This is a genomic window from Bacillus sp. JJ783, assembly GCF_036963225.1.
GTDB lineage: Bacteria > Bacillota > Bacilli > Bacillales > Bacillaceae_G > Bacillus_A > Bacillus_A cereus_U.
Genome location: NZ_JBALMG010000234.1, coordinates 1 through 6,745, shown reverse-complemented (window position 1 = coordinate 6,745; position 6,745 = coordinate 1). Strand labels below are relative to the sequence as shown.

The following is a 6,745-nucleotide window of genomic DNA, read 5'->3' as shown; positions in this document are numbered from 1 at the left end:
AGTTTTCAAAGAACTTGTCTGCCGCTCATTTGCGACTCCCTTATGTTAACATTTTCATATTTCAATGTCAACCAAGTTTTTTTATTTCTTTTGTCGCTTTCTGCGTTATTGCTATCGGCGACTTGTTCTATACTACACCTCTATAGGATAATCGTCAACACCTTTTTATAAAGATATTTAATTTAATACATTCGTACTCTTTTAGCTCTAGATAAGGACCTATAAAGATTTCATTAAAATAGAAACCATCGTCTACTTTTCTTTACTAATCTATTCTTCTAAATACTATTCAATTTAGAAACTTCTCTATTACAAAGGACTTGCTTCCCCCATCTTACCGAACTCATACGATTGATTCTTTCCAGCTAAACTAACAACCTTATTTTAACAATTAATAGTATATAATTAGAAAGTTGCTTTATTTTTTATTACCGCTCCCTACTCCCCTTTGTTTATCAAATTGTACTATTAATAACATTCTATTAGAAGCAGGTGACGATATGAAAGATATATGTATTCTTATAGCAGACGATGATAAAGAAATCCGAGATTTATTAAAAAGATATTTAGAAAGAGAGTTATACAGAGTAGATACTGCGATCAACGGTGAAGAGGCTCTGCGCTTATTTAATCAAAACAACTACAACCTCGTTATATTAGATCTTATGATGCCGAAAGTAGATGGTATCGAAGTGTGCAGAAAACTTAGAGATACAACCAACATTCCTATATTAATGCTAACTGCTAAAGATCACGAAGTTGATAAAATTTTGGGCTTAAGCATAGGTGCTGATGATTATATTACGAAACCTTTCAGTATTCACGAAGTGGTTGCAAGAGTAAAAGCTCTTATGCGACGTTTTTTAGTTCTTGGAAGTAATACTAACGTACAAGAGAAAACAGCTTTCACATTTAAAGGACTAACTATCGATTTTAAAAAATACACAGTCCATACGAACGGAAAAGAAATCAACTTAACTGGAAAAGAACTTGAACTATTAAAATTCTTCGCTTTAAACCCAGAGCAAGTATTTACAAAAACACAACTCTTTCGAAATGTATGGGACGATACTTATATAGAAGATGATAATACCGTTATGGTGCATATTAGAAAGCTTAGAAAGAAAATAGAAATCGATTCTTCCAATCCAAAATTCATTCAGACTGTATGGGGAATCGGTTATAAGTTTGTAGGTGAAAAGGTTGAAAAATGATAAGATCCTCTTTCTTATTTCATTACAACTTATCATTTGCGGACTTTTAAATATAGATATGGGATACCATGTAAAAGTATCTTTATTTATTGCTCTTATCATAATCACAATATACCTTTTCTTTTCAAGAGTTCACTTTATTCAAAGCAACGAATCGATGGTTACTAAATTAAGCCGTGCACTTAAAGGAAATTTACAAACGAGGCTATTCACAAATAACGACCGTTCATTAAATAATATCGTGTTTTCAATAAACGAATTAATAGCTGCATTAGAAAAGGGTCAGATCGAAGCAAGGAAATCCCAAGAAGCTAGAAAACAACTTTTATCTAATATCTCACATGATATCCGGACACCACTCACTTCTATTATTGGATATATTGATGCTTTAAAAGATGATGTCGCTACTTCTGAAGTAGAAAAGCAAGAATATCTTGAAATACTTTATAAGAAATCGAATGACTTAAAACATCTAGTCGATGAAATCTTTAATATGGCCAAGCTAGATGCTAATGAATTCCCATTAAAAGAAGAAGAACTCGATTTTTCTGAAGTTACTAGAGAAGTATTAATCGAATTCTTACCCGAGCTATCAAAACATAACATTGAACTACAAGTTCTCATACCAGAATCTACTTCTCCTATTATTGCAGATCACCTTAGCCTTATACGAATTATAGGTAATCTAATAAAAAACGCTATCCATCACGGAAAAGCTGGGAAAATAGTAGGAGTCGAACTACTAGAAACCAATACAGAATATGAGCTTCTTATTTGGGACAAGGGACCCGGTATTCCAAAACATGATTTACAAAACGTATTTAAGCGGATGTACCGCAGCGAACACTCAAGAAATCCTTCTTACGGTGGTAGTGGCCTCGGACTTTCTATTTCTAAAGCCCTCGTTGAAAAAAATGGTGGGCGTATATGGGTTGACAGTATTCCCCGGGAACGAACTACTTTTGGTTTTTCCGTCCCAAAACACACTACTTTTAAGAAATAGTTAAGGAATGATTAATATGCAGTTAAACCTTCCTTTTTATTATGTAATTAAGAACTTATAGAAAGTAGGTGCCCCCTATAAATACAATTATAAAAACGACAAACCTTACTAAAGTTTATGGGACCCAAAAGTCAGTAGATAATCTAAATATAAATGTACAGCAAGGAGAGATTTATGGATTCATAGGGCGTAACGGTGCTGGTAAAACAACTACAATCCGTATGCTGCTTAGTCTTATAAAACCTACAAGTGGAAATATAGAAATATTCGGTGGGGATTTACTTCGGAATCAAAAAGACATTTTAAGAAGAATTGGTTCTATCGTTGAAGTTCCTGGGTTTTATGAAAACTTAACTGCAAGAGAGAACTTATTAATTAATGCAAAGATAATTGGAGTTCACAAAAGGAATGCAATTGAAGAAGCATTAGAAATTGTAGGCTTGCAGCACGAAACAAAAAAATTAGTAGGAAAATACTCTTTAGGAATGAAGCAGCGCTTAGGAATTGCACGTGCTCTTCTCCATTATCCTGAACTACTCATACTAGATGAACCAACTAACGGACTAGATCCAATCGGTATTAAAGAAATGCGAAAACTCATTAAATCTTTAGCTCAAGAAAGAAATATAACGATACTCATTTCTAGTCATATATTAGCTGAGGTGGAACAACTAGTCGATCGTATGGGAATTATTCATGAAGGAAGGTTATTAGAAGAAGTTTCTCTTGATACACTGCGTAAAGCCAATCGTAAGTACATAGAATTCCAGGTAAATAATGATAATAAAGCTGCGATGCTATTAGAAAATCATTTTCAAATTTTTGATTATGAGGTACATGATGAAGGAAATATTCGCGTTTATTCTCACTTTGGACAGCAAGGATACATTAATAGAACATTTGTTCGAAATGATATTGAAGTATTAAAAATTGTGATGAGCGAAGATAGACTAGAAGATTATTTCACCAAACTAGTTGGGGGTGGCACAATTGGTTAATCTGCTTTATACAGAACTATTAAAATTGAAACGATCCAATATGTTTTTGATTAGTATTATAGGAGCAGGTGTCGCGCCATTTTTAGTGGTTGTAGCTTCTTATATACACATGAAGACAAAGCAGCCTACTCCAACTATTTTATTTGATCAACTGTTCACTGAAGTTAACCTATACACTACTTTAATTATAGGATTCCCCTTATATGGAGTTGTAATCGCTTATCTATTTACCCGTGAATACACGGAAGATACATTAAAAAACTTGCTAACTATCCCAGTATCACGTATTAGCTTTATTATAAGTAAGTTTATCCTTCTATTCCTTTGGATCATGATGCTAACTTTAGTTGCTTGGGCGCTAACTTTATTATTAGGGCTAATAGGTAGCTTCCCTGGGTTTAGTATCACCTTACTTTTAGGCTCTCTCATAAAATTTTTAATATGTGGTGGACTTCTCTTTCTTTTGTCTTCACCTATTGTACTACTAACTCTTGTAATGAAGACCTATGTACCGCCTATTATATTAACAATCATTATTACAATGACTAACCTTATGATCGTAAATTCAAAACATAAAGACCTATTCCCATGGACCGCTACTCTAGATATAGCAAATAACGAATTACAACCGACTTATCCACCAGAGTATTCTTATATCATCATTGCAGTAACAGCTATTTTCGGATTTATTACAACACTATTCTATTTTAAAAGAGTAGATATTCATTAATTTATAGGAGTGAAACTATGAGCGATCTTATCAATGCCTTCATACTTGGCATTGTAGAAGGGTTAGCTGAATTTTTACCCATCTCTTCTACTGGCCATCTTATATTAGTCGGACATTTATTAGGTTTTGAAGGAGAAAGGGCAAAAACGTTTGAAATTGTCATACAGTTAGGGGCAATTTTAGCTATCGCGATTTTATATCATAAACGCCTTGTTTCTTTATGTAATATTAAACCCCTTCTACGGAAAGAGAAAAAATTCAATGCATTACATGTTTTTCTCGGTGTATTCCCAGCAGTAGTTGTTGGCTTATTATTACATGATGTTATTAAAACATACTTATTCCAGCCGTATACTGTCGTAATCGGACTTGTAGCAGGAGCAATTCTTATGATTTTTGCAGAAGTAAAAAAGGTAGAGGCAACCGCTTTTTCACTAGATGATTTAACATACCGTCAAGCATTAACAATTGGATTATTTCAATGCTTAGCAGTATATCCTGGCTTCTCTAGAGCTGGCTCTACTATTTCTGGAGGGCTATTAGCGAAAGTAAATTATAAGGCTGCATCTGAGTTCTCTTTTCTCATCGCCCTTCCTGTAATGGTTGGAGCTACAGGCTTAGACTTATTAAAAAGTTGGAAGTATTTAAGTGTGGATGATATTCCTATGTTTGCTATAGGATTCATTACCTCTTTTATAGTAGCAATGCTAGCGGTAGTAACTTTCCTGAAGCTTTTAGAAAAGATAGGTTTAAAACCTTTTGCATATTATCGTATTTTGTTAGCCATCTTATTTACACTTTTCGTATTGCTATAGCTTCATATAAGCCACATATTATTAAACCGATATTCAAGGAATATCGGTTTTCATCTATTTCACCTCTAGTATTACTCACTTCAATATGGCATAGTGGTAATACACCACCATCAATAATCCAAATATTCTTTGAACTAATCATTAAAATATGTAAGATCAAAAGCTATACTTGAAATCCGAACCTAGTAATAGCATTTCTTCTTTAAACACATATACTGAATTAAAAATAAACACCTCAATTGATTGAATATGCCCATTACACCACTACAGAACAAACGTTCCGTACCGCTACTTCCTTGTATTTAAGTAATCGAACTATAGTTTTTTCACTTGCACTTATCTTATCTATGAAAGACTCCCCATTATAAGATTTAAGGAAGTTTCATCCTATGTCTATATACAAACAACTGCAAGCTTTACCATTAGAAAAGGAAATCGAATTACTTACAAAGCATTTAGTTTCATTTCAATAGTATTAACGGCACCGATGGCAAGGTCAGTATTATAGATGAACTATATAGTATTTTAAAAAGCACTCTGAACACGTATGGATTCAATATGTACCTCATGATACAATGGGTAGAAAAAATGTATTTGCATTTTTAAAAGAAAAACGCCTCCCCCCTCTACTATCATTTATCATTCACACCTAGATACAGTCAGCATTGAAGATTTCGGATCGTTAAAAGAACATGCTTTCTCTCCCGAAACACTAAAACAATATTTTCAAACCTACAAAAGTGTTACAAATGTTCAAGCCGACGCAAAATCTGGAGAGTGGTTGTTTGGCCGTGGTTCTCTTGATATGAAAAGCGGTGCTACCATTCATCTAGCCAATATACTATACTTCTCAGAACATATGCATTTACTCAAAGGAAATCTACTACTCTTATTCATTGGAGATGAAGAAGGAGAACATCGTGGGATTATCTCTGCATTAACCGAATTCGAAAGACTAAAGCAAGAAAAACAATTACAGTATCGTTTGGCCATTAACAATGATTTTATAACACTTTTATATGATGGAGATACTCAGCGCTACATTTATACAGGTACTGCTAGCAAGCTTCTTCCTTGTTTCTATATTTACGGAAGAGAAGTACACGTAGGCGATACATTGTCTGGCATTAACCCTAATTTTATTGCAGCACAAATCACAAATAGACTACATAACAACTATATCCATTACCATATGAAATAATCCGCAAATTAAACATCCCGTCTATTACTATGGGCGTCTACGAGAATGATGGCCATAAATGGACAGAACGCGTTTACAAACCCTACTCATTCAGCGTATTACCTTTATTAATCCGTAATACAAATTTCAAATGACTACAAAGCTATTACAAATAAGCAAATTGTCCAGGGTTTATAAAGAAAATCAACTTTAGCTAAAGTGAGGTAAAAATACAAATGAATCCATTAGCACAAACATATTGGGATACTTATTGGGGGAACAATGAAAAACCGCAATCTGTTACAGCTTGGCAATTTGGTGATTCTCCTGATTATCTTGCTAAACTAGTCATTGATGGTGTGAAAACCGCAACATGCTCCGGCCATATTTTTTATGAATTAGAAAGCGAACCGCTACCAACAACCAATGATTATAGTATTGTACTCAATAGTCAAGATGAACCTGTAGCTATCATTAAAACAATAGAAGTAACTGTAACACCAATGAATGAAGTAACTGAAGAATTCGCTATCGCTGAAGGTGAAGGCGATCGTACCTATAGTTACTGGAGAGACACCCATATTCAGTTCTTTACAGGGAAACTAAACGAGCTTGGGCTTAGTTTTTCTGAAGATATGCTGCTCGTTTGCGAACGTTTTGAGCTTATCGATGTAAAAAACAAAGTGAAGCTATAATAAATAACAATTCTATATAAATACACTTACCTTTAAACAAATAAGCTTGTTATCCATAGGTTTCTTGAACCATAGATAACAAGCTTATTTTATTAAACACAAAAAAGACG

At 33.7% G+C, this 6,745-nt stretch carries 6 protein-coding genes and 1 pseudogene; all 7 read left to right on the top strand.

Translation table 11 applies throughout. From position 1 onward, the window contains the following. Window positions 1-500 precede the first annotated feature (500 nt). The 7 genes and pseudogenes from V7038_RS28885 (at window position 501) to V7038_RS28855 (ending at window position 6,635) form a co-directional block, all read left to right on the top strand. Window positions 501-1,214 carry a response regulator transcription factor gene (locus V7038_RS28885; RefSeq protein WP_002113465.1) on the top strand — a complete coding sequence of 238 codons (714 nt, stop codon included), beginning with the start codon at window positions 501-503 and terminating at the stop codon, window positions 1,212-1,214. After that, on the top strand, window positions 1,204-2,217 hold the full coding sequence (locus V7038_RS28880) for a sensor histidine kinase (RefSeq protein WP_002113464.1): 1,014 nt from the start codon (window positions 1,204-1,206) through the stop codon (window positions 2,215-2,217). The genes V7038_RS28885 and V7038_RS28880 overlap by 11 nt, the downstream gene beginning before the upstream one ends. Before the next feature lie 68 nt (window positions 2,218-2,285). Further along, window positions 2,286-3,215 carry an ABC transporter ATP-binding protein gene (locus V7038_RS28875; protein WP_002113463.1) on the top strand — a complete coding sequence of 310 codons (930 nt, stop codon included), beginning with the start codon at window positions 2,286-2,288 and terminating at the stop codon, window positions 3,213-3,215. Next, the gene (locus tag V7038_RS28870) at window positions 3,208-3,945 is read left to right on the top strand and encodes an ABC transporter permease (protein ID WP_002113461.1); all 738 of its coding nucleotides are present in this window, start codon (window positions 3,208-3,210) and stop codon (window positions 3,943-3,945) included. The genes V7038_RS28875 and V7038_RS28870 overlap by 8 nt, the downstream gene beginning before the upstream one ends. A gap of 17 nt (window positions 3,946-3,962) precedes the next feature. Further along, a complete protein-coding gene (uppP, locus tag V7038_RS28865) occupies window positions 3,963-4,760 on the top strand; it encodes an undecaprenyl-diphosphate phosphatase UppP (RefSeq protein WP_002113459.1) in 798 nt (265 codons plus the stop codon). A gap of 530 nt (window positions 4,761-5,290) precedes the next feature. Then, window positions 5,291-5,937, top strand: a pseudogene (locus tag V7038_RS29650) (M20/M25/M40 family metallo-hydrolase); the annotation flags it as partial. Window positions 5,938-6,176: 239 nt separating this feature from the next. Then, the gene (locus tag V7038_RS28855; protein WP_335696042.1) at window positions 6,177-6,635 is read left to right on the top strand and encodes an ASCH domain-containing protein; all 459 of its coding nucleotides are present in this window, start codon (window positions 6,177-6,179) and stop codon (window positions 6,633-6,635) included. Window positions 6,636-6,745: the final 110 nt, after the last annotated feature.